Origin of the sequence: Streptomyces sp. NRRL B-24572 (genome assembly GCF_002156145.1) — a bacterium.
Lineage (GTDB): Bacteria > Actinomycetota > Actinomycetes > Streptomycetales > Streptomycetaceae > Streptomyces > Streptomyces vietnamensis.
The window spans coordinates 1-24,277 of record NZ_MWIG01000336.1; the positions used below are offsets into that span (position 1 = coordinate 1).

Genomic DNA, 24,277 nt, shown 5'->3' on the forward strand with positions numbered 1-24,277 from the left:
TGACCGCCGACGGGCGGGTCGCGTTCGCGGCGGCGCTGATCCCCGAGTACCAGTACGAGGGGGTGACGGCGGAGCTCGCCGTACGGTGCGCGCCGGGCCGCGTCCACGAGGTGGCGCTGATGCTCGCCGCCCTGGACGACACGCGGTCCGTGGAGGTCGCCACCGGGGCGCTCGACGTGTTCGTCGAGCTCCACGCGGCCGACCACGACGCGCTGCTCACCCTCGTGGACACGGTGATCGGCCGGCTCGACGGGGTCGTGGACATCCACTCGGCGATGGTGCTCCGGCTGCTGCTCACGGCCAGCGACTGGGCACCGTACGACGACGAGCCGACGGACGTACGGCGGCACGCCATCGAGGGCACCGCACTCCCGGAGCCACCGGCCGTGGACGAGCTCGACCGGCGGCTCGTCGAGCTGCTGCGGCGCGACGCCCGCATGTCGACGACCCGCCTGGCGCGGGAGCTGAGCGTCGGCGAGACGACGGCCCGGCGACGCCTGGCCCGGCTGACGGCCTCGCACGTGCTGCACCTGCGGCTGCACGCCGACCCGGCGGTCCTCGGCTACCCGGTGGAGGCGCGGTTCCGGCTCGGGGTGCCGCACCGGGAGCTCGATCCCGCGATCCGGCTGCTCGCGCGGGAACCGGCCCTGCGCCATCTGGTGGTGACGAGCGGCGGGACCAGCCTGCTCGGGTATTCCAGCCACCGCGACACCCGGGACTTCCAGGAGTTCACGGCCCGGGTCTTCGCCCGCCTGGAGGGCGTGACGTCGACGGAGACGGCGCTGCTGATGCGTACCTACAAGAGGGCGGGGTTCACGGCGGTCCAGGGCTGACCGCACGAAGGACCGAGCACCCGCGAGGGCCCCGCCGGAAGGGGTGCGTCGCCGTCAGGCGGCGGTGGCCTCCGGGGCCGTACGCGGGTCGGCCCCGGGGGCGGCGCCCCGGGCGTCGGCGGGAGCCGGTGCCGCGGCCTTCGCGGGGATCAGCGCGGCGACGACCGCGGCCACGAGGCCGACACCGCAGCCGATGAGCATCGCGACGCGGAAGCCGTCCTCGGAGGGCAGCGCGTGGCCGCCGAGGGTGGTGGTCATCTGGGCGAGGACGACGCCGATGACGGCGGCCGAGGCGGAGGTGCCGATGGAGCGCATCAGGGTGTTGAAGCTGTTGGCCGAGGCGGTCTCCTCCTGCGGCACCGCGCCCATGATGAGCGCCGGCATGGCCCCGTACGCGAGTCCGACGCCCGTGTTGCAGATGAGGGTCACGGTGAGCAGGCCCCAGGTGGAGCCCATCAGGGCGAGGGAGGAGCCGTAGCCGGCGGAGATGACGAGCGCGCCGACGGAGAGCGTGACCTTGGGGCCGCGGGCGGCCGAGAGCTTGGCGCCGAGGGGCGCCAGGATCATCATCATGAGGCCGGCGGGGGCCATCCAGAGGCCCATGGCCATCATCGACTGGCCGAGGCCGTACCCGGTCGCCTCGGGCAGCTGGAACAGCTGGGGGACGACCAGGGACTGCGCGTACATCGCGAACCCGACCAGGACCGAGGCCGCGTTCGTCATCAGGACGACCGGGCGTGCGGTGACCCGCAGGTCGACGAGCGGGTCGCGGGTGCGCAGCTCCCAGGCGCCCCAGGCGAGCAGCACGACGGCCGCGACGGCGAACAGGCCGAGGGTGGTGGCGCTGCCCCAGCCCCAGGTCGCGCCCTTGGACACGGCGAGCAGCAGGGCGACGAGCCCGACGCCGAGGCCGAGGGCGCCCGGCAGGTCGAAGCGGCCGGGGGTGGCGGCGCGGCGGCCGGCGGGGGCGACGCGCCAGATCAGGAGGCCGACCAGGAGGCTGAGTCCGGCGGCGACCCAGAAGAGCACGCGCCAGCTGGCGTTCTCGGCGACGGCGGCGGAGAAGGGCAGGCCGAGGGCGCCGCCGACGCCCATGGAGGCGCTCATCAGGGCGATGGAGCCGCCGAGCCTCTCGGGCGGGAGGATGTCGCGGAGCAGGCTGATGCCGAGGGGTACGACGCCCATGCCGAGCCCCTGGAGTCCGCGTCCGACGATCATCGGGACGACGGAGGAGGCGAGCGCGCAGACGACGGAGCCGGCGACGAGCGGGATCACGGAGACGAGCAGGACGCGGCGCTTGCCGAGGGTGTCGCCGAGCCGACCGGCGACGGGGGTGGCGACGGCTCCGGCGAGGAGGGTGGCGGTGATCACCCAGGAGGCGTCGGACGCGCTGGTGTCGAGCAGTCTCGGGAGGTCGCCGATGAGCGGCACCACCAGGGTCTGCATGAGTGCGGCCACGATGCCGGCCATGGCGAGGACGCCGACGACGCCGCCGGGGCGGGCGTCGGGCTTGGAGCCGTCCACGGGTTCTCCCTCGGTACTTCTTCGATGTTCGATGATTGTGCATCATGCACATCAATTGCAGCATGCACAAGCTATGCATGATGCACATACGTTCGGGACAGGAGAGAATGCCCTCATGGACAAGCCCACCCACCTGGTCGAGTTCGAGAGCATGCTGATCGGACGACACGCCCTCCTGTACGGGCCCCGTTCCCGGGCGGCAGGCGGCCAGCTCGACCGCAGCGCGTACGTGCTCCTCACCCGCATCCGCATGCACGGGCCGATGTCCATCGGGCAGCTCAGCGAGGCCTTCGGCCTGGACGCCTCCACCCTCAACCGGCAGACCGCCGCGATGCTGCGCGCCGGGGTCGTGGAGCGCATCCCCGATCCGGACGGCGGCATCGCCCGCAAGTTCCGCATCACGGAGGAGGGCGAGCGCCGCCTGGAGGCCGACCGGACCTCGAACGTCGAGGGTCTGGAGCGGGTGATGGAGGACTGGTCACCGGAGGACGTGACCCGCTTCGCCGCCTACCTCGAACGCTTCAACCGGGACATCGAGCGCCTCGAGGGCCGCCCCTGGCCCAGGCCCTGACCAGGACCGTCAGGGGGACGAGGCGGGAGGAGCCCTGCCCGTCACGCAGGCGCCGGCCGGGCTTTCCCAGCCGGGCGCCTGTCCCCCGTTCACGGATTCGATCAGGCGTCGCGGTGCATCGCCGCCTGTCGGTCCGCCGTCGCCAGCGCGGTGTTGACGAGTGCCACCGCGGCGAAGGCGGCGGCCCACACCGGCCGGTCGACACCGAGGAGCGCGAGCGCCGCCGCGCCGAACACCAGGGCCTTCACGAGCAGAACGCCCGCGAGCGGCACCCGGAACCGCGCCTTGGGCGCGGCGAACAGGCCCCAGACGACGGCCGCGACGGCCGGCGCGGCGACAGCGAGCAGCAGCCGGAGCGCCACGTTCTCCGCGCTGTCCCACCCCCACCAGGCCAGTGCGGCCAGGGCGGCGAGTTCGAGCAGGAACGCCAGGCCTTCGTTCCCTACGTGCAGCGGCGCAGGCAGTTTCATCGGAAACCTCTCGACGTCGATCACGCGTGCGGTTGCCCGCGACCGCCCGAGTATAGAAACCGCTTCCGCCGGAAGTCTTCACCTCCGGCCCCGACGGCGGCGCCCGGGACGACAACGGCGGCTCCGACCGCACGGTCGGCACGGCGGCCCCGTACCTGAGGCCAGGAGCAAGACCCGACGAGGGGGCGAAGGAACGGAAATCGCCCTCTCGTCGGCATGTTCAAGTCAAGATTCTGTTACGCGAACGGGCTTGTCGGACAGAAGACTTCCTTCCGCCCCGCCCGTCTGGGATCTTGCGTCCACCCCACACATCACAGGGCCCGGCCGGCGCCACCCGCGCCACCGGGTCATCGGAGGACGCATTGTTTTCCCACATATCCGGCCGCGTGAGACTCGCGGCGACGGTTCTCGGTACGGCTCTCGCGCTCGCGGGACCCGTCTCCCTCGCCCAGGCCGCCCCGCTCGACAACGAGCCGCTCGCGACCTTCACCGCGAACGCCCGGACCAACACCGCGGCCACGGCCGCCTGGGCCGCCGGCACCCGCGCCTACCTGGTCATCACGACCCCGGGCGACACCAGCGCCGTCCGCACCGCCGTCGCGAACAACGGCGGCTCGGTCTTCGCCTCGTACGACGCGATCGGCGTGATCGTCGCGCACTCGACCTCCGCCTCCTTCGCCGCCACGATGCGCGGCGTCGCCGGCGTCCAGAAGGTCGGCGCGACCCGTACCTCCGACGTCCCCGCCGACGCCTACAACCCGGCGCTCCCGGCCAACCCGGCGCAGGCCACCGCGCCGACGACGGAGCCCGTCCGCTCGGACATGACCCAGATCAAGGCCGACCAGGCCTGGGCCGTCAACCAGGGCTCCGCCACGGTCAAGGTCGGCATCCTGGACACCGGCGTGGACGACCAGCACCAGGACCTGGCGCCGAACTTCAACGCCGCCGACTCGGTCTCCTGCGCGTACGGCAAGACCGACACCCGCGTCGGGGCCTGGCGCGACGTCGACCAGCACGGCACCCACGTCGCCGGCACGGTCGCGGCCGCCAAGAACGGCAAGGGCGCCATCGGCGTCGCGCCGGGCGTGAAGATCTCCTCCGTGCGCATCGCCGAACCCGGCAGCACCCTGTTCTACGCGGAGAACACCATCTGCGGCCTCGTGTGGGCCGGTGACCACGGCTTCAAGGTCACCAACAACAGCTACTACACGGACCCGTGGCAGTTCAACTGCCCGAACGACCTCGACCAGGCGGCCATCCTGGAGGGCGTGGGCCGCGCGCAGGCCTACGCCGAGAGCAAGGGCTCGCTCCAGGTCGCGGCGGCCGGCAACTCCAACGTCGACCTGGCCAACAAGACCACCGACTCGTCGAGCCCGAACGACTCGACGCCGGTGACCCGGACCCTCACCAACGACTGCCTCGACATCCCGGCCGAGCTGCCGGGCGTCGTCACGGTCGCGGCGAACGGCACCAGCGGCACGTCCAAGGCGTCGTTCTCCAACTACGGAAGCAACGTCATCGAGGTCTCGGCGCCCGGCGAGTCCGTCTACAGCACCGCCCCCGGCGGCAAGTACGCCACGCTGAGCGGCACTTCGATGGCCTCCCCGCACGTGGCGGGCGTGGCCGCGCTGCTCGCCGGCGCCAACCCGGCGTACACCCCGGCGGACATCCGGGCGAAGCTCGGCGAGCAGGCCACCGACCTGGCCTGCCCGGCGGACGCCCGCTGCACCGGCACCACGGCGAAGAACAGCTTCTTCGGCGAGGGCCGCGTGGACGCCCTGAAGGCCGTCGGCGGCTCCACCCCGCCGGCCGGGGCGTACTTCGAGAACCTCAACGACTACGCGATCGCGGACAACTCCACGGTCGAGAGCCCGATCACGGTCAGCGGTGTCACGGGCAACGCGCCGGCCACCCTCAAGGTGGGCGTCGACATCAAGCACACCTACATCGGCGACCTGAAGGTCGACCTGGTGGCCCCGGACGGCACCGTGTACACGCTGCACAACCACACCGGCAGCAGCACGGACAACATCCTCCAGACGTACACGGTCGACGCCTCGGCGGAGGTCGCGAACGGCGTCTGGAAGCTCCGCGTGAACGACAACGCGAGCCAGGACACGGGCCGGATCGACGCCTGGAACCTGACCTTCTAGTACGCCGGGACCCGGGGAACGGGGCCGGAGCCGCCATGGCTCCGGCCCCGTTCGCGTACCCGCGGTAAGCCCGCGGCAAAAAGTCCGTACCGAGGGGTAGGCCTCCCGGGGGCCCTTGCTATACGTTCCGTCTAACAAGCTTGCTAGACGCGATGTCTAACAAGCGCCCGAGCCGCACACGCGACCCCGAGGAGCCGCACCATGGCAAGCAGCACCGTTCGCCCGGACCACGAAGACGACGACGTCGCCGCGCGGCTGCTCCTGTCGGCCGCGAAGCTCTCCTACGACCCCGCCGTCGAGGTCGACTGGGACACCCCCCTCGACAAGGGCTTCCACGGCCAGAGCCCGGAGTGGAACAGCCTCTACGGGACCGCCTACTGGAACGAGATGACCGAGGAGCAGCGCAAGGAGCTGACCCGTCAGGAGTCGGCCTCGGTGGCCAGCACCGGCATCTGGTTCGAGATGATCCTCCAGCAGCTGATGCTCCGCGACATCTACCGCATGGACCACACCGACCCCCGGTTCCAGTGGGCCCTCACCGAGATCGCCGACGAGTGCCGGCACTCCATCATGTTCGCCCGGGGCTCCCAGAAGCTCGGCGCGCCCGGCTACAAGCCCAAGCGGGCGGTCCTCGAACTCGGACGCCTCATGAAGACCGTCGGCTTCGGCGAGGCCGCGTACGCCGGGATCCTGGTCGCCGAGGAGGTCCTCGACGTCATGCAGCGCGACTGGATGCGCGACGAACGGGTCGTCCCCTTCGTCCGCACCATCAACAACATCCACGTCGTCGAGGAGTCCCGGCACATGAAGTTCGCCCGGGACGAGACGCGCCGCCACCTCGCCCGCGCGAGCAGGCCGCGCCGCCACTTCCAGGCGCTCGTCGTCGCCATCGCCGCGTACTACATCATCACCAGCCTGGTGAGCCCGGAGGTGTACGTGCGGGCCGGACTCGACCCCGAGCGCGCCCGCCGCGAGGCCGCCGCCAACGAGCACTACAAGGCGCTGCTCCGCGCCAGCTGCGCCGGACTGATGGAGTTCCTCTCCGACGTCGGGATGCTGACCCGCCCCGCGCTCTTCTTCTACCAGCGCGCGCACCTCCTCTGACCCGCCGCCCCCGTCCCCCGGATCCGAGCCGAGCTGAGCCGACGCCATGACCTACGCCATCACCCAGACCTGCTGCAACGACGCCACCTGCGTCGCCGTCTGCCCGGTCAACTGCATCCACCCGACGCCCGACGAGCCGGACTTCGGCACGACGGAGATGCTGTACATCGACCCCAAGTCCTGCATCGACTGCGGCGCCTGCGCCGACGCCTGCCCGGTCGACGCGATCTTCCCGGCCGACCGGCTCACCGCACGGCTGCGGGAGTACGAGAGGATCAACGCCGCCTACTACGCGGACCGCGAGCCCGCGCCGGTCCTCGCCTCGCCGACCTTCCACCCCTGGGGCGAACCGGACTTCGCCCGCTCGATCCCGGCCGACTTCGCACCGATCCGCGTCGCGATCGTCGGCACGGGACCGGCCGGCATGTACGCCGCCGAGGACCTCCTCCTGCACACCAACGCCGAAGTGACGCTGATCGACCGGCTGCCGGTCGCCGGCGGTCTCGTCCGCTACGGCGTGGCACCGGACCACCCGGCGACCAAGGGAGCCGGGGAGACCTTCGCCCGCTTCCACGCCCACCCCCGGGTCCGCATGCGGCTCGGCGTCGAGATCGGCAAGGACGTCACCCCCGGCGAACTCGCCGCGCACCACGACGCGGTGGTCTACGCGGTGGGCGCACCCTCCGACCGGCGGCTCGGCATCCCCGGCGAGGACCTGCCGGGGAGCGTCTCGGCGACCTCCGTCGTCTCCTGGTACAACGCGCACCCGGAGACCGGCGCGGACGCCGTGCGGCTCTCCGCCGGGCGGGTCGTCGTGGTCGGCAACGGCAACGTGGCGCTCGACGTCGCCCGCGTCCTCGTCTCGGACCCCGACTCCCTCGCCCGTACGGACATCGCCGACCACGCCCTCGCCGCCCTGCGCGACACCCGGGTCCGCGAGGTGGTGCTGCTCGGCCGCCGGGGTCCCGAGGACGCCGCGTACACCACGTCCGAACTGCTCGCCCTGAAGCACCTGCCCGGGGTGGACCTGGTCGTCGACGACCGGGATCCGCGCACCGGCGCGGCTATCGACGCGGCGGAGCCCGGGGCGAAGGCCGCACTGCTGCGGGGCGTGGCCCGGGAGGCGGTGGACTGGACGCGGGCGCCCGCTCGGGACCGGCGCCGGATCGTGCTGCGCTTCCACTCCGCCCCGGTCGAGGCGCTCGGCACCGACGCCGTGCGGGCGGTCCGGGTGACGGAGGACGGTTCGGCCTCGGGCACGGAGATCGGGGCGGGGCTTCTCGTCCGGGCCATCGGCTACCGGGGCGTGCCGCTCGCGGGGCTGCCGTTCGACGAGGCGACCGGCACCGTGCCGCACGAGGCGGGGCGGGTGACGGGGCTGCCCGGCAGCTACGTCGTGGGCTGGATCAAGCGGGGGCCCTCCGGGGGCATCGGGGCCAACCGGGCCTGCGCGGAGGAGACGGTCGGGACGCTGCTCGCGGACGCGGTCGCCGGGGCGCTGCCGAAGCCGACGGGCAGCTCGCAGGAGTTCCGGCGTCTCGCGCGGAGCCGCAGCGGACGGGGGCTCGTCGACGCGCGCGGTCTCGCCTCCATCGACCGGGCGGAGCGGGCGCGGGGCCGGGACACGGGGCGGCCCCGGGTCAAGCTCGCCACGGTGCCCGAACTGGTCGCGGCGGCGCGGGGCAGGCGGCTGCGCCTGCCGGGCTGAGCGGTTCCTCCGGCTGGGATCCGGCCCGGGACGGCGGGCCGGTACGGAGCCGGTACGGGTCGGCCGTACGGTCAGACGGAGACGCTCAGGGCCTGCCGGAGCACGATCGCGTTGAGCCGCACCGCGAAGGGCACGGTGTCGGTCAGGGCGAGCGCGAGGGTCTCGGCCTTCGGCAGCTCGACGGTCACGTCGACGCAGAAGGCCAGGGCGTACATGTGGTCCCCGGTCTCCTCGTCCTGGAGGGCGAAGAACAGGTCCCGGTAGAAACGGGTGCGGTCCCCGGACTCCTCGTAGAAGGAGAGTCCGGGCTGCCCCTCCTGCGCGGCGAGCCCGGTGAAGGCCTGGACGAGCTCCCGCTCGACCGTGGCCCAGAACCCGGCCTCCGCGCACTCCTGCGGCAGCGCCTGGCGGACGGCCTCCTTGAGGGAGAGGACCATGACGAGGACGGGGGCGTGCTCCTGGAGCCCCCAGCCCCGGACCATCTTCACCACGTCGCTGTCCGGGACGGCGGAGGCCGCCCGGTGGATCGCCTCGAAGTCGAAGTTGACGGTCGCCGGGGCGATCGCCTCCTGGAACACCCGGTCGATGGACCGGGCCTGGTCGAGGTGGTCGGGTCCCACCTCGACGACGGTCCTGAAACTGGCGGCCAAAGCTCCTCCTACGTGATCTCGGTGATCAGGAGGGGTCAGTATGCCGAGGCACGGAGGACCGGGCCCCGGGCGTCCGCCGTGCGGACGGTTCAGCCGCGGCCGCGGCGCGGCTTCCCGCTCCGGCCGGAGCCTCCGGTGCCCTTGCGGGACGCCGAGGGCTTCCCGCCGGTACGGGAACCGCCGCCCGGCTTCCCGGCCGTACGGGAGCCACCGCCCGGCTTCCCGGACCTCGCCGGCTTCTGCTCCCTGGGCTGCTTCTGGCCCTTCTTCTCCTCGGCGCGGCGGCCGCGGGTGCTGTTCACGGTGCGGCCGCGCACGATGCCGATGAACTCCTCCACCAGGTCGGGCGCCTCGTCCGCCGCCGGCCACGACAGGGCCACCCGCGACTGCGGGACGCCGACGAGGGTCCGGTAGGTGAGGTCCTTGCGGTGGTGCAGCCGGGCCAGCGACTGCGGGACGGCGAGCACGCCGACGCCCGCGGCGACCAGCTCGATCGCGTCGGCGGTCGTCTCCGGGCGCTCCATGGCGGGGCGGCCGGGCGGCTGCTCCCAGCCGAGGGTGTCGTCGAGGGGGTGCAGGACGAGCTCGTCGGCGAGGTCCTCCGCCGACACCTCCTCCACCGCCGCGAACAGATGGTCCTTGGGGACGACGACGACCGTCGTCTCCGTGTAGAGCGGGATCGCGCTGAGGTCGTCCCGGTCCACGGGCAGCCGGACGAGGCCCGCGTCCGCGGTGCCCTCCCGGAGCGCGCCGAAGGCCTCGGCCGGCGTCACGGCGAGGAGGGTCAGGGGCACGTCGGGCAGGCGCTCGTTCCAGATCCGCACCCACTTCGCGGGTGTCGCTCCCGGCACGTAGGCGAGCCGGAAGGAAGGGGAGTCAACGGGGGAAGCGTCCGAGCCTGTCACCCCGCCAGGTTACCGGTAGCCGCCGTGGTCGGAGCTCGGCCACATGCTCGATACCCTTGACACCATGACGTCGCACCAGAACACCCAGACGATGAAGCCCGCGACCGCGGCGAAGAAGCTGGGTGTGTACCTCGAGGCCACCCCCGCAGAGTTCCAGGAGGGTGTCGTCTCGCGCTCCGAGCTGGCCGAGCTCCAGGCCAACCCGCCCGCCTGGCTCCAGGAGCTGCGCGAGAAGGGTCCGCACCCCCGCCCGGTCGTCGCCAACAAGCTCGGCGTCTCCATCGCCGGTCTCGCGCGCGGCGGGATCACCGAGCCGCTCACCACGGAGCAGATCGACGCGATCAAGCAGGAGCTCCCCGAGTGGCTGAAGAAGGAGCGCGCCACCCAGTCGGAGGTCCGCAAGGAGACCGTCCGCATCAAGGAGCGCGACGCCGAGCGGGCGCGCCGCCGGCAGCAGGACGCCTGACCTTCCCTCTCCCACGCCGGTCCGGTCCGAAGCGTTTCGGACCGGACCGGCGTGGCGTTTCTCCGCATGAGGGAGTCATCTCCTCATGAGTGACACCAGCACCGCGCACGAGCCGGCGGTCGTCGTCGGCGTGGACGGGTCGGAGCACAGTCTTCGGGCCCTGGAGTGGGCGCTGAGCGCCGCGGAGGGCCTGGGCGTGCCGCTGGTGGTGGCCCATGTGCGGTCCGAGGCCCTTCAGCTCGGTGCCGCCCGCATCGCCTCCCTCGGCACGGCGCCGGAGCTTCCCGACACGGTCGTGCAGGGCGTACGGACGGTGGTGGAGGAGCGCGGGCACCGCGTTCCGGTGCGGTACGAATCGCTGGACGGGTCCGTGACGGACGCCCTGCCGGCGGTGGCGCGGGGCGCGCGGCTCCTGGTGGCGGGTTCCCGGGGGCACGGCGGCTTCGCGAGCCTGCTCCTGGGGTCGACCAGCCGGACGCTGGCCCTGACGGCGCCCTGCCCGCTGGTCGTCGTCCCGCACGAGGCGCGCGCCGCCGCCCTGGAGGACGGGGCGGAGGCGGGCCGGGTGCTGCTCGGGCTGCACCCGGAGGAGACTCCGGACGAGGCGGTGGGCTTCGCCTTCGAGGCGGCTCACCACCGGGGCGTACCCCTGGAGGCGGTGACGGCGCTCCGGCTGCCGCCCTCGCAGGCCGCGCTCCTCGCGGCTCCTTCGCCCGCGCTCCAGGTGCCGCCGCCGCTGCCCCTCGCGGACGACGCGGAGGAGCTGCTGAAGGAGGGCAGGCGGGAGCAGGAGGAGCGGCTGCGGCCGTTCGCCGCGCGGTGGCCGGGAGTGGAGCTGGTGCCGGTGGTGGTGCCGGGGGACGCGGCGGGCCCGCTCGTGGAGGGCTCGCAGGAGGCTGGCCTGGTGGTCGTGGGTCGGCATCACCGGCACCACCTGGGGGCGCTGCTCATCGGTTCCGTCGCCCACGCGGTGCTGCATCACGCGCACTGTCCCGTGGCGGTGGTGCCGCCCGCACCCGTGGAGTCCCGGACGTGACAGTCCCCGGCGGTCCGTGTCGGTTCGCGCGGTCGTCGGCCGTCGCCGACGGCTCCGTGCCCGACCGGCCCCGCCGGGGGCCTGGCCAGAGCCTGGATCAGGGTCACGCGGGCCTTCGGACGTCTCCGTCGGCGGGTGCGGCTCTCTCCGGTTGTCCGGTGTAAGAACGAGTGTCCTCCCTTTTTCGCCCGTTTCAAGAGGTTTCCTCTCTTTTTATTGCGCGATCACGTGCCGGGGCGTGTGTCAGTGGCGCCTGGTACACAGGGCCCATGACGACCGCAGATCACGCCGCCACCGCCCGCCGCAATCTCCAGCCGCCGTCCGCCGGGGCCTCGCTCGGCGCGGGGGTCGTGGTGCTCGACGGGGCGGGCCGGGTCCTGCTGGGTCTGGACCGCTCCGGGGTGTGGGAGCTGCCGGGCGGCAAGGTCGAGCCGGGCGAGTCGATCGAGGAGGCGGCGGTGCGCGAGCTGGCCGAGGAGACGACGCTCGTCGCGGAGGCCGCCGACGTGGAGGTCCTCGGGCTGCTCCTGGACACCGTCACCTCCACGCGGCTGACCCGGATGACGGCGGCCACGGTCGTGCGCGGCTTCCGGGGCGTGCCCGCCGTGGCCGAGCCGGAGAAGATCGAGCGCTGGGAGTGGACGGACCCGGACCGGCTGCCGGAGGCCCTGTTCCTGCCGTCGGCGCAGGTGCTGCGGATCTGGCGGCCCGGGCTCCCGATCCCCCGCGGCCGGTTCCACCGTTACGCCCTGGGCCGACTGCCCGACTGACCCGGCCGGTGGCGGTGCGTCACCGAGCGGGCCCCGGCGAGCGTGGCTAGCGTGGCCAGAGGACATACGTCATCGAAGCGGAGTGGGAGTCACCGTCATGGCCGCACGACCTGAAGGCACGCCGGTCTGGACCGACGCGATGTTCACCGACGTCGAGGGCGCCAAGACGTTCTACGGCGATGTGCTCGGCTGGACCTTCGGCGAGTCCTCCTCGGAATTCGGCGACTACACACAGGCGTACAAGAACGGCAAGGCGGTCGCGGCCGTCGTCCCGCCGATGCCCGGGCAGGACGGGGAGCCGCAGTCGGCCTGGTGTCTGTACTTCGCCTCGCCGGACGTCGCGGCGACGGCGGAGAGGATCCGGGACGCGGACGGCACCGTCCTGATGGAGCCGATGCGGGTCGGCGACTTCGGCTCGATGTGCATCGCCCAGGATCCGGCGGGCGTCACGTTCGGCGTGTGGCAGGCGGGCGAGCACGAGGGCTTCGAGCTGGAGAACGAGCCCGGCGGGTACGCCTGGGCCGAGGTCTTCACCCGGGAGCCGGCGAAGTCCGACGCCTTCTTCACCGAGGTCTTCGGCTACGGCTCCAAGAAGATCAAGGACGAGCACATGGACTACCGGGTCTTCGACGTCGGCGGTCCGCAGCCGATCCTGGGGCGGATGGTGATGTCGGCGGAGGACTTCCCGGCGGAGATCCCCTCGTACATCCAGATCTACTTCGCCGTCGACAACTGCGACCTGGCCGTCGAGCGGGCCGAAGCGCTCAAGGGGAAGAAGGTGTTCGGGCCGATGGACAGTCCGTTCGGCCGGTTCGCCGCGATCGTGGACCCGCAGGGTGCCGCGTTCGCGGTGATCGACGAGAGGACGACCGTCGGGGACATGCCCGAGTTCGAGTGAGCGGTACGGCGCGGCGCCCCGGTGGCGCCGCGCCGCCGTGCGTCGGGCGGTGTCGCGGACGGCGACGATGCCGTTGAAGACCCCCACGGACGCGGGGAGCAGGTCCAGCGCCCTTCCATCCCCCGGCGCGGCTACGCCGTGGGGTCAGCGAGACGGCGCCCGTGGCCGTGTACAGGCCCGGGACCAGCGACAGGACAGTGACAGGCTCGGCCTCGGGCGGGACGGCAGCGTGTCTCTCCCGCCCGCCCGGGACCTTGCCCACCGGTTGTCCGCGGTCCTGGCCGGCGTCGTGGGCAGGGCTGCGGCCTCCGCCCGGTGCCGGCTTTCGTCGGCGTGGACAGCGCCGGCGACCGCGCGGTCTCCTGTGTGTCCCCCGGCGGGCCCGGAGCGTTTCGGGTCTGTGGGCCTCCTGCTGGGCCGACGGACCGGCGGAATGCTCTGGGTTCCTCAGCCTGCCCGCCCGCAGCGCTCGGTGTCGATCTCGGTGAGGGTGGCCTCGTTGTAGCGGGCGCCGTGGACGGTGGTGGCGTTCAGTATGCGTCCTGCCGTGTCGAGGACTTCGCCGGGTACGTCGGTGTCGAGTGTCGAAAGGTTCTCCCGCAGGTGGGCAGGGAAGCGGGTGCCGGGGATCGCGATGACGTGGGGGCCGCGGGAGAGGACCCAGGTGAGGGCCAGCTGTGGAAGGGTGATGCCGGCTTGCTCGGCCAGTCGTGCCAGTTCGGACTGGCGGGCCAGGTTGGCGGGGTAGTGGCGGGCGTCGAAGCGGGGCATGCCACGGCGGATGTCGGAGGCCGGCAGGGTGTCCGGGTCCGGCGGCGCGTCGGTGAGGACGCCGCGGGCCAGTGGGCTGAAGGCCACCAGGGCGACCCCGAGTTCGCGGGCCGCTGCCAGCGTGCCTTCCTCGGGGTTGCGCGACCAGAGGCTGTACTCGTTCTGCAGTGCGGCGATCGGGTGGACGGCGTGGGCCCGGCGGAGGGTCGTGGCGGACACCTCCGACAGGCCCAGGGCGCGTACCTTGCCGGCCGAGACCAGCTCGGCCATCGCCCCGACGCTCTCCTCTACCGGCACCTTCCGGTCGAGCCGGTGCAGGTAGTAGAGGTCGATGACGTCGGTACGAAGCCGGGTCAGCGCCTCGTCGACGGTACGGCGGATGGTCTCGGGCCGGCCGTCGATGACGCGCCGGCCGTCGACGCCCGTCATGCCGCACTTGCTGGCCAGTACGATCCGGTCCCGGTGGGGGCCGAGGACCCGGCCGACGAGTTCCTCGTTGGCCCCGAAGCCGTAGAGGGCGGCGGTGTCGAAGTGCGTGACGCCCTCCTCCAGGGCCGACCGGAGCAGGTGTTCGGCCGCCTCCGGTGTCGGCGGGACGCCGTAGGCGTGGCTGACGTTCATGCAGCCCAGGCCGATCGCCGGGACCTCGAAGGGCCCGAGGCGGCGCGGTGTACGGCCCGGTGCTGTCGTCTGCGGGGTGTTCACGAGGCCGAGGCGGCGGTGAGCTGTTCCTCCAGGGCCGCCAGCGTGCGGTAGCAGGGCAGCACCTGGGCGATGGAGGAGTTCGGCTCGCGGCCTTCGCGGATCGCGGCGATGAACTCGCGGTCCTGGAGTTCGATGCCGTCCATCGACACGTCGATCCCGCTGACGTCGATCGGCTCGTCCTTGCCGGTGAACAGGTCGTCGTACCGGGCGATGTACGTGCCGGTGTCGCCGATGTAGCGGAAGAACGTGCCGAGCGGCCCGTCGTTGTTGAACGACAGCGACAGCGTGCAGATCGCGCCGTTCGCCGCGCGCAGCTGGATCGACATGTCCATCGCGATGCCCAGCTCGGGGTGGATCGGGCCCTGTACGGCGTTGGCCTGCACGATCGGCGAGCCGGTCTGGTACGCGAACAGGTCGACGGTGTGCGCGGCGTGGTGCCACAGCAGGTGGTCGGTCCACGAGCGGGGCTGGCCGAGCGCGTTGAGGTTGGTGCGACGGAAGAAGTACGTCTGCACGTCCATCTGCTGGATGCGGTAGTCACCGGCGTCGATCCGGCGCTTGACCCACTGGTGGCTGGGGTTGAAGCGCCGCGTGTGGCCCACCATGGCGACCAGACCGGTGCGCTCCTGAGCGGCCTGGCAGGCCTCGGCGTCGGCGAGGGAGTCGGCCAGCGGGATCTCGACCTGGACGTGCTTGCCCGCGTCGAGACAGGCCAGCGTCTGCCCGGCGTGCATCTGGGTGGGGGTGGCGAGGACGACGGCGTCGATGTCGTCCATGGCCAGGACCTCGTCCAGGGACGCGACTCCGCGGCCGACGCCCTGCTCCGAGGCGAACTTCTGCGCCCGCTCCAGGCTGCTGCTGACGACGGCGGCGACCTCGACGCCGTCGATCCGCCGGAGTGCGGCCGCGTGCTTCGCGCCGAAGGCGCCGCCGCCGGCCAGGGCGACCCGCAGGATTCGATCGGTCATGTCAGTTCACTCCTTCGGCGGGCCGCTGGGCCCGGGGGTGGTTTTCGAGGATCAGGTGGCCGACGGCGGTGTTGGACGCGGGAACATGGTAGAAGCGGTGCTTGACCTCGACGTGGCCGTCGTCGGCCACGTCGCTCATGGCCCCGCGGGCGATCAGCCACATGACCAGCTCGATGCCCTCCGAGCCGGCCTCCTCGACATACTCCAGGTGGGGGACCTCGGCCAGCCCGGCGGGGTCCTCGACCAGCCGGTCGAGGAAGGCGTTGTCCCACTCGCGGTTGATCAGGCCGGCGCGGGGGCCCTGGAGCTGGTGGCTCATGCCGCCGGTACCCCACACCTGCACCTTCAGCGGCCGGTCGTACGACTCGATGGCCTTGCGCAGGGCCTGGCCGAGCCTGAAGCACCGGGCGCCCGAAGGGACCGGGTACTGCACCACGTTGACGTGGAACGGGATGACCTTGCACGGCCACTTCTCGACGTCGCCGAACATCAGCGACAGCGGGACGGTCAGACCGTGGTCGATCGCCATCTCGTTGACGAGCGTCAGGTCGAAGTCGTCCCGGATCAGCGAGTGCGCGATGTGCGCGGCCAGGTCCGGGTCGCCCTCGATGTCGGGCACGGGGCGGGGCCCGTACCCCTCGTCGGCGATGGGGTAGGAGGCGCCGGTACCGAGCACGAAGGTCGGGATCATCGACTGGTCGAAGGCGCTGGCGTGGTCGTTGTAGACCAGGAAGACGACGTCGGGGACGTTCTCCTTCTCCCACGCCTTGGAGTACTCGTACCCCGCGAAGAGCGGCTGCCAGTACGGCTCCTCGGTCTTGCCGTGGTCGAGGGCCGCGCCGATCGCCGGCACGTGCGAGGTGAAGACGGCGCCGGTGACGGACGCGTGCTCGGCGGGCGCCGTCGGGGCGTGGGCCGCTTCGAGGACGGCGTGGTCGATGCGGTTCCCCTCGATCGAGCGGCCGCCGCCGACCATCATGTCGCGGTACTCCTGCTCGGTCATGCCGGTCATCGAGCCCGCCATCTGCTGGAACGAGAAGCCCAGCGTGGCACCCCACTTGGCGAGGAAGTAGATGTTCCCGCCCTCGCGCATCGCCGCGTTGAGGTCGCGGTCGAGCAGCGCCTGCTTCTGCTCCTCCCGGAGCGGCCAGGCGTCCAGGTAGGCGCGTTCGTCGGCGAGGTAGCTCGCGCGGTTCTCCGCCGTCATCAGCGACATGCAGAACTGGTTGAGGTGGTAACCCTTGGCCGACTGCTCGGAGTCGAAGATGGTCGTCCCCGGTACCAGCTTGTAGGTCTTGTCCAGCGACATGCTGGGGCTCCAATCGGGGGGAGGGTCAGTCGGCGTCCGGCCAGTACAGGCGCATGGGGTTGTCGACGAGGAGCTTGTGCCGAAGCTCCGGCGTCGGCGCGATGTGCGGGACGAAGTCGACGAGCAGCCCGTCGTCGGGCATGTGGTCGGTGAGGTTGGGGTGCGGCCAGTCGGTGCCCCACAGCACCCGGTCGGGGAACTCCTCGACCACGCGCCGGGCGAAGGGGACGACATCGCGGTAGGCCCGCTGCTCCCCGTCGAGGGCGGGCGGGCCGCTGACCGAGAGGCGTTCCGGGCACGTCACCTTGCACCAGATGTCGGGGCGGGCCCGCATGAGGTTCAGGAACGCCTCGAAGTCGGGCCCCTGCGGGTCCCTCGCGGTATCCGGCCGGCCCATGTGGTCGATGACCAGCGGCACCGGGATCGAGAGGAAGAAGTCCCGCAGGTCGGCGAGGTCGGCCGCCTCGAAGTAGACGACGACATGCCAGCCGTACGGCGCGATCTTCTCGACGATGTCCCGCAGGTCCTGCTTCGGCGCCGCGTTCACCAGCCGCTTGACGAAGTTGAACCGCACCCCGCGGACGCCCGCCTCGTGCAGCTCCCGTACGTGGGCGTCCGTGACGTCGGGCCGCAGGGTCGCCACGCCCCGGGCCAGGCCGCCGGAGGCGCGCAGGGCGTCGACCATGGCGGTGTTGTCGGCGCCGTGGCAGGTCGCCTGCACCACGATGTTACGGGCGAAGCCGAGGTGGTCGCGGAGCGCGAAGAGCTGGTCCTTGGACGCGTCGCACGGCGTGTACTTGCGCTCGGGCGCGTACGGGAACTCGTCGCCCGGGCCGAAGACGTGGCAGTGCGCGTCGACGGCGCCGTCGGGGAGCCGGAACCCGGGGCGGCTCGGGCCGGCGTACCAGTCGAGCCAGCCGGGGGTCTTCTCGAAGTTCGTCGTCATGGTCAGTCCTCGTACCGCAGTCCGAGCTCGGCCAGCGGGCCGCGCATGCCGTACATGTCCAGGCCGAGCTTGCCCGCGCGGAACTGCGCGCGCTTGCCCTCCTCGTTGGCCTCGCGTGCGGCCGAGGCGGCGGCCACTTCGGTGGCCCGCTCGCGCGGCACCACGACGACGCCGTCGGCGTCCGCGACGATCACGTCGCCGGGCCGGACGAGGGCGTTGCCGCAGACCACGGGGACGTTGACGGAGCCGAGGGTGGCCTTGACCGTGCCCTTGGCGTTGACCGCGCGGGAGAAGACGGGGAAGTCCATCCGCTCCAGGTCGGCGACGTCGCGGACACCGCCGTCGATGACCAGGCCCTGGCAGCCCCGGGCGCGGAACGAGGTGGCGAGCAGCTCTCCGAAGAAGCCGTCCTCGCTCTCGGTCGTGCAGGCCGCGACGACGACGTCCCCGTCCTGGATCTGCTCGGCGGCGACGTGGAGCATCCAGTTGTCGCCGGGCTGAAGCAGCACGGTGACGGCCGTGCCGCACATCCGGGCCTTGGGGTAGACCGGGCGCAGGTAGGGGCGCATCAGTCCGACCCGGCCCATGGCTTCGTGGATCGTGGCGACGCCGAACTTCGACAGCGTGGCGACGGCCTGCGGGTCGGCACGGTCGACCTTGGTGTGGACGACGCCGATCTCGGTGTGTTCCATGCGTACTTCTCCTGGGGTCAGCGGCGGGTCAGCGGCCGGCTGCGGCGAGGCGGGCGGCGAGTCGGGGGTAGACGCGCAGGGCGTTGCCGGAGTAGACGGCGGCACGCTCCTCGTCCGAGAGGTGCTCGGTGGCGTCGACGTAGCGCTTGGTGTCGTCGAAGTGGTGTCCGGTGCGGGGGTCGATGTCGCGGACCGCGCCGATCATCTCGCTGGCGAACAGGACGGACCGGCTGGGGATTACTCGGGTCAGCAGGTCGATGCCGGGCTGGTGGTAGACGCAGGTGTCGAAGAAGACGTTGTCGAGCAGCTCCTCCGGGTCCGGCTTCCCGAGCGCCATCGCCAGACCACGGAACCGGCCCCAGTGGTAGGGCACCGCGCCGCCGCCGTGAGGGATCACGAACCGCAGCGTCGGGAAGTCGGCGAACAGGTCGCCCTGGACCAGCTGCATGAACGCCGTGGTGTCGGCGTTCAGGTAGTGAGCGCCGGTGGTGTGGAAGGCGGGGTTGCACGAGGTGCTGACGTGGATCATGGCGGGGATGTCGTACTCGGCCATCGCCTCGTAGACCGGGTACCAGCTGCGGTCGGTCAGCGGAGGCGCGGTCCACCTGCCGCCCGACGGGTCGGGGTTGAGGTTGATCGTGACCGCGCCGAGTTCCTCGACCGCGCGGCGCAGTTCGGGCACGCAGGTCGCGGGGTCGACGCCCGGCGACTGCGGCAGCATCGCGCCCGTCGCGAAGCGGTCGGGGTACAGCGTGCTGACCCGGTGGACCAGGTCGTTGCAGATCCGCGCCCAGGTCGAGGAGACCTGGAAGTCGCCGATGTGATGGGCCATGAAACTGGCCCGGGGGGAGAAGATCGTCAGGTCGCTGCCGCGCTCGTCCATGAGCCGCAGTTGGTTGGTCTCGATCGCCTGGCGCAGGTCGTCGTCGCTGATGACCAGGGAGTCGGGGTCGGGCGCGTCCTCGGGGGTGCCGATCGCCGCGATCTGCCGGTCCCGCCACTGCGCCAGCTGCGGCGGCGCCGTGGTGAAGTGACCGTGACAGTCGATGATCATGGGGTGTCTCCTGAGGTCGTCGGGGTCAGCCGAGGGCGCTGACGGGCCAGCCGGTGTACTGCTCGGCGAGGTAGGTGCGTCCGGATCGCGTGCCCACGACGTTGTCGAGCTCGCCGAGCTGGCGGCGCAGGTCGAACGGCGAGCCGCCGGGCGCCGTGTGCAGCAGCTGGGTCATCCAGTGCGAGAAGTTCTGTGCCCGCCACACCCGCTGAAGGGCGCGCGGCTGGTAGTCGTCCAGTGCGGCTTCGCCCTCGTCGCCGAGTGCCCGCAGAAGGACATCGGCCAGGACCCTGACGTCGTGCAGGGCGAGGTTCAGCCCGCGGGCGCCGGTCGGCGGCACGGTGTGCGCCGCGTCGCCGGCCAGCACCAGCGAACCCCAGCGCATCGGCTCCTGCACGAAGGAACGGAACCGAAGCACCGTCTTCTCCGTGATCGGGCCCTCCTTCAGGCGGAAGCCGTCCTCACCGGCCACCCGTGCCTGAAGGGTCTCCCACACGCGGTCGTCGGACCAGTCGTCGACCGACTCGTCGGGAGAGCACTGGAAGTACATGCGCTGCACGGACTCGGAGCGCTGGCTGATCAGCGCGAAGCCGTGCTCGGAGTGGGCGTAGACGAGCTCGGGGGCGCTCATCGGCGCCTCGGCGAGGATGCCGAACCACGCGAAGGGGTACTCCTTGCCGTACCGCACCCGCCGGTCCTCCGGCACCAGGTTGCGGCACATGCTCCGCGACCCGTCCGCACCGACCACGTACCGCGCGCGGATCTCGTGCCGCGTGCCGTCGGGTGCGGTGTAGCGGACCCGGGGGGCGCTGGTCGTGATGTCGAGGACCTCGGTGGCGCTGACGCCGAAATGGACCGTGCCGCCGTCGCGGTCCCGTGCGTCGGCCAGATCGATGAACACGTCGGTCTGCGGGTAGAGCCACACCGACTCTCCGACCAGCTCCTTGAAGGGGATGCGGTACGGGCGGCCGCCGAACCGGAGTTCGGTGCCCTCGTGTTCGTGGCCGTCGCGCAGGATCCGGTCGGAGACGCCGGTCTCGACCAGGTCCCGGGCCGCGTCGGCTTCGAGGATGCCCGCCCGCTGCGTCGTCTCGATCTCATGCCGGGTGCGGGTGTCGACCACGATCGTGTCGATGCCTGCGCGCCCCAGCCGGTGCGCGAGCATCAGGCCTGCGGGGCCGGCGCCGATGACAGCTACTGGAGCTGAGGAAACGGTGTCGACGACGGCATCGGCCATGGCATCTCCTGAGCAGGTGTGAACGTTCCGAACACGTCGAACGTTGGCACCCGGGGCCGTAGCCGGTCTCCGGTGTTTCCGTCAGGCGGAAGCCCGCCCGGATCTCATGCGGTCGTACGGGTACGCCGGCCGAGTTCGTCGGAGATTCCGTGCGCGGCCCGCAGGAGCGGCTCCCGCAGCTTGTGGGCACGGCCGGCACCCTGCGCCGTGATCACGATTCCCAACGCGGCGCTGACCGGCCCCTTCCGGCCGATCCGCACCGGCGCGGCCACGGCGACCGTGCTCTCGGAGAGCTGCCGGTCGCTGACGAAGACCTGTTCGCGGCGGATGCGGTCCAGCTGCGCGCGCAGCGCCTTCGGGTCGGTGACGGTGTGGGGGGTCCAGGCCCGCAGGGGCGAGTCGAGAACCTCCTCCTGGATCTCCGGTGGCGCGTGCGCCAGCAGCACCCGGCCCATCCCCGTGGAGGCGATCGGGAAGCGGGTCCCGACCATGGTCAGCAGTTCCACCGACCGGTGTCCGGCGATCCGCTCGACGAACACGAGCTCCGTTCCCTCGCGGACCGCGAGCTGGATGTTCTCGTGGGACACCTCGTAGAGGTCCTGCATGAAGGGCAGCGCCACATCCCGGAGGATCTGCGTGCGCGGGCATCCCGAGGCGATCTCCCACAGCCTCAGCCCCACGTGCCACGCCCCGTCCTCCCCGCGCTCCAGCGCTCCCCATTCCGACAGCTCCGCGACCACGCGGTGGGTGGTGCTCAGGGCCATGCCCGTCCGCTGAGCGATCTGCGACAGGGTCTGCGACGGACGTTCGCGGTCGAAGGCGGCGAGGACCTTGAGGACCTTTCCCGCCGCCGTGCTCTGGGTTGTGCTCACGCGGAAAGTCTCGCAGACCCGCGTTGAGCCTCCGGACCGCGCGCCTTAACATCTCCCGGACACCAAGGAGGAAACGTGAACCGAGAGATCGCCGGGCTGTCCTCGATGGCGACGCGGCCGATCGTGGCTGAGCTTTCCGAACACATCCGGCTCGCCCACGGGATCCCGGTGCGCTTCGACTCCGCCGGCGGGGTCGAGATCGCGAGGCGGGTACGCGAGGGCACCGAGGCCGACGTGCTCGTGCTCGCCGACGGAGCACTGGCCGAACTGGAGAAGGAAGGGCATGTCCGGAAGGAGACGGTACGCCCGCTGTGGATCTCCCAGGTCGTCGCCGCCGTTCCCGAGGGAGTACCCGTTCCGGCACTCGACTCGGAGGACGACCTGCGAACCGCTCTCGTGGCAGCGGAGAAAATCGCCTACTCCACGGGCCCCAGCGGGAAGGCTCTCATCGATCTGATAGGACGGATGGGCCTCACCGACGGGCTGCGTGACCGGCTCGTCCAAGCACCCCCGGGAATTCCCGCGGGCAGCCTGCTGTCGTCCGGCCGGACCGACCTCGCTTTTCAACAGCACAGCGAGATGATGGACCTTCCGGGCATCGTCGTCATCGGCCCGCTGCCGGGTGCGAGCGCGATCAGTTCGACGTTCAGCGGAGGTGTGCTGACCGCCTCGGCACAGCCGGACCTTGCTCGTGAAGTCCTCGACCTGCTGGGTTCGGACGCGGCGTCGAAAGTCGCGCACGCCAGGGGTATGCGGGCCAGGACGGACTGATCCCTTTCCAACCTGGCGTGAGGCGGTGCGGTTGGGGCATCGCGAGCGAGGGGAACGACGAACCTCCTGGTGGACGAAGTGTGCAGGGCGCAAGGCCGAGCGGATCGACTTCGGTGGTGGGGTCGGTGACGTGCTTCCGCCGTGTCAGCTGAGACACGAGCGTGGACTCGGCCGGTTCGCCGCGATCGTGGACCCGCAGGGTGCCGCGTTCGCGGTGATCGACGAGAGGACGACCGTCGGGGACGCGCCCGAGTTCGAGTGAGCGGTACGGCGCGAGCGGTACGGCGCGGCGCCCCGGTGGCGCCGCGCCGCCGTGTGTCAGGCGGTGTCGCGGACGGCGACGATGCCGTTGAAGACCCCCACGTACGCGGTGCCGTCGGGGCCGATGGTGATCGGCGCCCAGTTGTTGTCGTAGGACAGGCCGGTGCCGGTGAAGCGGGAGAAGGCGCGCTGTCCGGTGCGGAAGTCGACGGCCGTGAGGTACCAGGCGTCGATGCCCCAGAAGTTGGGGCGCTTCTCGTAGAAGTAGAGCAGGCCGTTGGCGGTGGACAGCTTCGGGACCGTGGACGGCGAGCGGACGTCGCTCTCCCAGACGGTGTCGCAGCCGCTGCCGTCGGCGCGGACGTCGATCCGGGCCGCGCCGCCGACGACGCTGCGGCCGAGGAGGAGCGTACTCGGGTTCTCGTAGCCGTAGTTGTTCTCGACGACGAGGCTGTTGCCCCAGCTGATCAGGGAGTTGTCGGTGGTGGACGCACCGGATCCGAAGACGGGCACCTTGCAGACGAGCCGTTCGGCCGCGGGGACGCCGGCGCCCCGGCGGTAGACGAGGACGTTCATGCGGTCGTCGGCGTTGTCGGTGATGGCGACGTACTGGTCCTCGGTGCCGAAGAGGTCGGGGGTGGTGCCCGAACCCTGGTTCACCGAGCCGGGCTTGGTACCGGTCCCCCGGTCGTACGTCTCGCGCCACTGGACGCGGGGGACGCCGTCGGCGTCGGCGCGGAAGCTGTACAGGGCGTGGTCGGTGACGATGGAGACGCCGTCCTCGGCGACGGAGAAGGAGTTCTGGATCTCCTCGCCGTCGAGCCGGATCGCGCGCAGGGCGCCCGTCGCGGGGTCGACGGTGCCGACCCGGCCCAGGCGGGTCACCCACCAGATGCGGCCGTCCCAGTCCGGCATGACGGAGGTGACGGGGTCGCAGACGCCACTGGGGAAGAGGTTGGTCCAGCTGACGCAGTCGTGCGGGACGAGGGAGGTGAGGTCCCAGTCGTTCTCGACGACGAACTCCCATGCCCCGTCCGCCTTCTGACGGTGGGCGATGCGCAGCACGTGCTGGCGGGAGTCGGCGAGGACGACCCGGTCCCGGTCGTCCAGGTAGAAGTAGGCGCCGCCTGAGGTGTCCTTGAAGATCTTCTCGAAGTCGAGGCGGGTGATGGCCTCGACGGTGGAGGAGCGCTGCGGCAGCTTGTACTCGGCGAGGGTGGCGAGGCTGCGCGGGTCGAGCAGCTTGAGCAGGAAGCCGCTGAAGGTGCCGCACACGGTGACGAGCCGCCCGCCGGCGTCGAAGGTGACCGTGGCGCACTCGCCGCCGACGGCGGCGATCTTCTCGCTGGTGACCTCCGGGTCGCGCCCGAGCGGCCCGGACCAGGGGTAGGTGGCGCTGCCGGCGGCGTCGGCGTGCATGCCGCTGCGGCCGTTGGGGGCGAGGTACGGGTGCTGGGCGGGGCCCTTGCCGGGCACGGGCCGGGCGGTGGCGGGGGCGCCCTCGTAGTGGTCGACGAGGCGGAACCCGGGGGCGAGGGGTATCTCCTCGGCCTGGGCGACGGGCGCGGAGCCCGCCAGGAGGGTCGCCGCGAGCGCGGCGACC

Annotated in this window: 24 protein-coding genes; 11 read left to right on the forward strand and 13 right to left on the reverse strand. The window is 71.8% G+C overall.

Annotated features, from left to right (window positions below):
• Positions 1 to 833, forward strand: an 833-nt coding sequence (locus tag CCN56_RS20800; protein ID WP_107484192.1) for an Lrp/AsnC ligand binding domain-containing protein, incomplete at its 5' end; no start/stop codon positions are given.
• Positions 834 to 887: 54 nt separating this feature from the next.
• On the opposite strand, the gene CCN56_RS20805 is transcribed toward CCN56_RS20800, so the two are convergent.
• Complete coding sequence (locus tag CCN56_RS20805) at positions 888 to 2,357, reverse strand: MFS transporter (protein ID WP_086828935.1); 1,470 nt, start codon at positions 2,355 to 2,357, stop codon at positions 888 to 890.
• Between the two features lie 115 nt (positions 2,358 to 2,472).
• On the opposite strand from CCN56_RS20805, the gene CCN56_RS20810 reads away from it, so the two are divergent.
• Entirely contained in the window at positions 2,473 to 2,928 is a 456-nt protein-coding gene (locus tag CCN56_RS20810; protein WP_086828936.1) for a MarR family winged helix-turn-helix transcriptional regulator, read from the forward strand.
• Between the two features lie 101 nt (positions 2,929 to 3,029).
• On the opposite strand, the gene CCN56_RS20815 is transcribed toward CCN56_RS20810, so the two are convergent.
• Positions 3,030 to 3,398 carry a YrdB family protein gene (locus tag CCN56_RS20815; RefSeq protein ID WP_086828938.1) on the reverse strand — a complete coding sequence of 123 codons (369 nt, stop codon included), beginning with the start codon at positions 3,396 to 3,398 and terminating at the stop codon, positions 3,030 to 3,032.
• Positions 3,399 to 3,760: 362 nt separating this feature from the next.
• Between CCN56_RS20815 and CCN56_RS20820 the strand changes: the two genes are divergently transcribed.
• The 3 genes from CCN56_RS20820 to CCN56_RS20830 all read left to right on the forward strand — a co-directional run bounded on the left by CCN56_RS20820 (position 3,761) and on the right by CCN56_RS20830 (position 8,363).
• Positions 3,761 to 5,551 carry a S8 family serine peptidase gene (locus tag CCN56_RS20820; RefSeq protein WP_179199923.1) on the forward strand — a complete coding sequence of 597 codons (1,791 nt, stop codon included), beginning with the start codon at positions 3,761 to 3,763 and terminating at the stop codon, positions 5,549 to 5,551.
• Between the two features lie 201 nt (positions 5,552 to 5,752).
• Positions 5,753 to 6,655 carry a diiron oxygenase gene (locus CCN56_RS20825; protein ID WP_086828943.1) on the forward strand — a complete coding sequence of 301 codons (903 nt, stop codon included), beginning with the start codon at positions 5,753 to 5,755 and terminating at the stop codon, positions 6,653 to 6,655.
• Positions 6,656 to 6,701: 46 nt separating this feature from the next.
• The gene (locus tag CCN56_RS20830; protein ID WP_086828945.1) at positions 6,702 to 8,363 is read left to right on the forward strand and encodes an FAD-dependent oxidoreductase; all 1,662 of its coding nucleotides are present in this window, start codon (positions 6,702 to 6,704) and stop codon (positions 8,361 to 8,363) included.
• A 71-nt stretch (positions 8,364 to 8,434) separates the two neighbouring features.
• Here the strand turns inward: CCN56_RS20830 and CCN56_RS20835 are convergent, their stop codons facing one another.
• The gene (locus CCN56_RS20835; RefSeq protein WP_086828947.1) at positions 8,435 to 9,013 is read right to left on the reverse strand and encodes a Type-2Aa cytolytic delta-endotoxin; all 579 of its coding nucleotides are present in this window, start codon (positions 9,011 to 9,013) and stop codon (positions 8,435 to 8,437) included.
• Between the two features lie 89 nt (positions 9,014 to 9,102).
• On the reverse strand, positions 9,103 to 9,918 hold the full coding sequence (locus CCN56_RS20840) for a LysR family substrate-binding domain-containing protein (RefSeq protein WP_086828949.1): 816 nt from the start codon (positions 9,916 to 9,918) through the stop codon (positions 9,103 to 9,105).
• A 64-nt stretch (positions 9,919 to 9,982) separates the two neighbouring features.
• Here CCN56_RS20840 and CCN56_RS20845 point away from each other — a divergent pair, with 64 nt between their 5' ends.
• From CCN56_RS20845 to CCN56_RS20860, 4 genes are all read left to right on the forward strand, one after another.
• Entirely contained in the window at positions 9,983 to 10,384 is a 402-nt protein-coding gene (locus CCN56_RS20845; RefSeq protein ID WP_086828972.1) for a DUF5997 family protein, read from the forward strand.
• An 85-nt stretch (positions 10,385 to 10,469) separates the two neighbouring features.
• Positions 10,470 to 11,420: a universal stress protein gene (locus CCN56_RS20850; protein WP_086828951.1), complete on the forward strand. Its 951-nt coding sequence runs from the start codon at positions 10,470 to 10,472 to the stop codon at positions 11,418 to 11,420.
• 269 nt (positions 11,421 to 11,689) lie between these two features.
• Positions 11,690 to 12,190 carry an NUDIX hydrolase gene (locus CCN56_RS20855; protein WP_086828953.1) on the forward strand — a complete coding sequence of 167 codons (501 nt, stop codon included), beginning with the start codon at positions 11,690 to 11,692 and terminating at the stop codon, positions 12,188 to 12,190.
• Between the two features lie 97 nt (positions 12,191 to 12,287).
• Positions 12,288 to 13,088 carry a VOC family protein gene (locus CCN56_RS20860; protein WP_086828974.1) on the forward strand — a complete coding sequence of 267 codons (801 nt, stop codon included), beginning with the start codon at positions 12,288 to 12,290 and terminating at the stop codon, positions 13,086 to 13,088.
• A 447-nt stretch (positions 13,089 to 13,535) separates the two neighbouring features.
• On the opposite strand, the gene CCN56_RS20865 is transcribed toward CCN56_RS20860, so the two are convergent.
• The 8 genes from CCN56_RS20865 to CCN56_RS20900 form a co-directional block, all read right to left on the reverse strand.
• The gene (locus CCN56_RS20865; protein WP_086828955.1) at positions 13,536 to 14,564 is read right to left on the reverse strand and encodes an aldo/keto reductase; all 1,029 of its coding nucleotides are present in this window, start codon (positions 14,562 to 14,564) and stop codon (positions 13,536 to 13,538) included.
• Positions 14,561 to 15,532 carry a Gfo/Idh/MocA family oxidoreductase gene (locus tag CCN56_RS20870; protein WP_086828957.1) on the reverse strand — a complete coding sequence of 324 codons (972 nt, stop codon included), beginning with the start codon at positions 15,530 to 15,532 and terminating at the stop codon, positions 14,561 to 14,563. Before CCN56_RS20870 ends, CCN56_RS20865 begins: the two co-directional genes overlap by 4 nt.
• Before the next feature lies 1 nt (position 15,533).
• A complete protein-coding gene (gene ligA / locus CCN56_RS20875) occupies positions 15,534 to 16,841 on the reverse strand; it encodes a protocatechuate 4,5-dioxygenase subunit alpha (RefSeq protein ID WP_086828959.1) in 1,308 nt (435 codons plus the stop codon).
• Positions 16,842 to 16,866: 25 nt separating this feature from the next.
• On the reverse strand, positions 16,867 to 17,787 hold the full coding sequence (locus CCN56_RS20880; protein WP_086828961.1) for an amidohydrolase family protein: 921 nt from the start codon (positions 17,785 to 17,787) through the stop codon (positions 16,867 to 16,869).
• A 2-nt stretch (positions 17,788 to 17,789) separates the two neighbouring features.
• The gene (gene ligK, locus CCN56_RS20885) at positions 17,790 to 18,479 is read right to left on the reverse strand and encodes a 4-carboxy-4-hydroxy-2-oxoadipate aldolase/oxaloacetate decarboxylase (RefSeq protein WP_086828962.1); all 690 of its coding nucleotides are present in this window, start codon (positions 18,477 to 18,479) and stop codon (positions 17,790 to 17,792) included.
• Between the two features lie 28 nt (positions 18,480 to 18,507).
• The gene (locus CCN56_RS20890; protein ID WP_086828964.1) at positions 18,508 to 19,533 is read right to left on the reverse strand and encodes an amidohydrolase family protein; all 1,026 of its coding nucleotides are present in this window, start codon (positions 19,531 to 19,533) and stop codon (positions 18,508 to 18,510) included.
• 25 nt (positions 19,534 to 19,558) lie between these two features.
• On the reverse strand, positions 19,559 to 20,770 hold the full coding sequence (locus tag CCN56_RS20895) for a 4-hydroxybenzoate 3-monooxygenase (protein ID WP_086828965.1): 1,212 nt from the start codon (positions 20,768 to 20,770) through the stop codon (positions 19,559 to 19,561).
• 104 nt (positions 20,771 to 20,874) lie between these two features.
• Positions 20,875 to 21,642: an IclR family transcriptional regulator gene (locus CCN56_RS20900; protein WP_086828967.1), complete on the reverse strand. Its 768-nt coding sequence runs from the start codon at positions 21,640 to 21,642 to the stop codon at positions 20,875 to 20,877.
• Between the two features lie 75 nt (positions 21,643 to 21,717).
• On the opposite strand from CCN56_RS20900, the gene CCN56_RS20905 reads away from it, so the two are divergent.
• A complete protein-coding gene (locus tag CCN56_RS20905; protein ID WP_086828968.1) occupies positions 21,718 to 22,413 on the forward strand; it encodes a substrate-binding domain-containing protein in 696 nt (231 codons plus the stop codon).
• Between the two features lie 130 nt (positions 22,414 to 22,543).
• On the forward strand, positions 22,544 to 22,675 hold the full coding sequence (locus CCN56_RS41975) for a hypothetical protein (RefSeq protein WP_256962067.1): 132 nt from the start codon (positions 22,544 to 22,546) through the stop codon (positions 22,673 to 22,675).
• 56 nt (positions 22,676 to 22,731) lie between these two features.
• On the opposite strand, the gene CCN56_RS20910 is transcribed toward CCN56_RS41975, so the two are convergent.
• The coding region (locus tag CCN56_RS20910) for a hypothetical protein (RefSeq protein ID WP_373412877.1) at positions 22,732 to 24,277 on the reverse strand (1,546 nt) is incomplete at its 5' end.

What these genes read in the sequence shown, in the direction of transcription:
- CCN56_RS20810 (WP_086828936.1), top strand. Translation starts at nt 2,473, where the DNA reads ATGGACAAGCCCACCCACCTGGTCGAGTTCGAGAGCATGCTGATCGGA.
- CCN56_RS20815 (WP_086828938.1), bottom strand. Translation starts at nt 3,398, where the DNA reads ATGAAACTGCCTGCGCCGCTGCACGTAGGGAACGAAGGCCTGGCGTTC.
- CCN56_RS20825 (WP_086828943.1), top strand. Translation starts at nt 5,753, where the DNA reads ATGGCAAGCAGCACCGTTCGCCCGGACCACGAAGACGACGACGTCGCC.
- CCN56_RS20830 (WP_086828945.1), top strand. Translation starts at nt 6,702, where the DNA reads ATGACCTACGCCATCACCCAGACCTGCTGCAACGACGCCACCTGCGTC.
- CCN56_RS20845 (WP_086828972.1), top strand. Translation starts at nt 9,983, where the DNA reads ATGACGTCGCACCAGAACACCCAGACGATGAAGCCCGCGACCGCGGCG.
- CCN56_RS20850 (WP_086828951.1), top strand. Translation starts at nt 10,470, where the DNA reads ATGAGTGACACCAGCACCGCGCACGAGCCGGCGGTCGTCGTCGGCGTG.
- CCN56_RS20855 (WP_086828953.1), top strand. Translation starts at nt 11,690, where the DNA reads ATGACGACCGCAGATCACGCCGCCACCGCCCGCCGCAATCTCCAGCCG.
- CCN56_RS20860 (WP_086828974.1), top strand. Translation starts at nt 12,288, where the DNA reads ATGGCCGCACGACCTGAAGGCACGCCGGTCTGGACCGACGCGATGTTC.
- CCN56_RS20870 (WP_086828957.1), bottom strand. Translation starts at nt 15,532, where the DNA reads ATGACCGATCGAATCCTGCGGGTCGCCCTGGCCGGCGGCGGCGCCTTC.
- ligA (WP_086828959.1), bottom strand. Translation starts at nt 16,841, where the DNA reads ATGTCGCTGGACAAGACCTACAAGCTGGTACCGGGGACGACCATCTTC.
- CCN56_RS20880 (WP_086828961.1), bottom strand. Translation starts at nt 17,787, where the DNA reads ATGACGACGAACTTCGAGAAGACCCCCGGCTGGCTCGACTGGTACGCC.
- ligK (WP_086828962.1), bottom strand. Translation starts at nt 18,479, where the DNA reads ATGGAACACACCGAGATCGGCGTCGTCCACACCAAGGTCGACCGTGCC.
- CCN56_RS20890 (WP_086828964.1), bottom strand. Translation starts at nt 19,533, where the DNA reads ATGATCATCGACTGTCACGGTCACTTCACCACGGCGCCGCCGCAGCTG.
- CCN56_RS20895 (WP_086828965.1), bottom strand. Translation starts at nt 20,770, where the DNA reads ATGGCCGATGCCGTCGTCGACACCGTTTCCTCAGCTCCAGTAGCTGTC.